The 562-nt window shown below is 57.8% G+C and carries 1 rRNA gene; it reads left to right on the top strand.

The features are described from left to right. Positions 1-562: ribosomal RNA gene (locus IE325_RS45860) — 23S ribosomal RNA — on the top strand; the annotation flags it as partial.

Here is a 562-nt window from a genome sequence, read left to right as displayed (position 1 = left end):
TTAAGGGCGCACGGTGGATGCCTTGGCACCAGGAACCGATGAAGGACGTGGGAGGCCACGATAGTCCCCGGGGAGTCGTCAACCAGGCTTTGATCCGGGGGTTTCCGAATGGGGAAACCCGGCAGTCGTCATGGGCTGTCACCCATACCTGAACACATAGGGTATGTGGAGGGAACGCGGGGAAGTGAAACATCTCAGTACCCGCAGGAAGAGAAAACAACCGTGATTCCGGGAGTAGTGGCGAGCGAAACCGGATGAGGCCAAACCTACGACGTGTGAGACCCGGCAGGGGTTGCGTCGTGGGGGTTGTGGGATCTCTCTTCTGTTGTCTGCCGGCAACAGGACGAGTCAGAAACCGTTGATGTAGGCGAAGGACATGCGAAAGGTCCGGCGTAGAGGGTAAGACCCCCGTAGTCGAAACGTCAGCGGCTCGTTTGAGAGACACCCAAGTAGCACGGGGCCCGAGAAATCCCGTGTGAATCTGGCGGGACCACCCGCTAAGCCTAAATATTCCCTGGTGACCGATAGCGGATAGTACCGTGAGGGAATGGTGAAAAGTACC

Origin of the sequence: Streptomyces lanatus (assembly GCF_014655715.1) — a bacterium.
GTDB lineage: Bacteria > Actinomycetota > Actinomycetes > Streptomycetales > Streptomycetaceae > Streptomyces > Streptomyces lanatus.
Note: the sequence above shows the minus strand (reverse complement) of the source record. Positions and strands in the feature narration are given on the sequence as shown.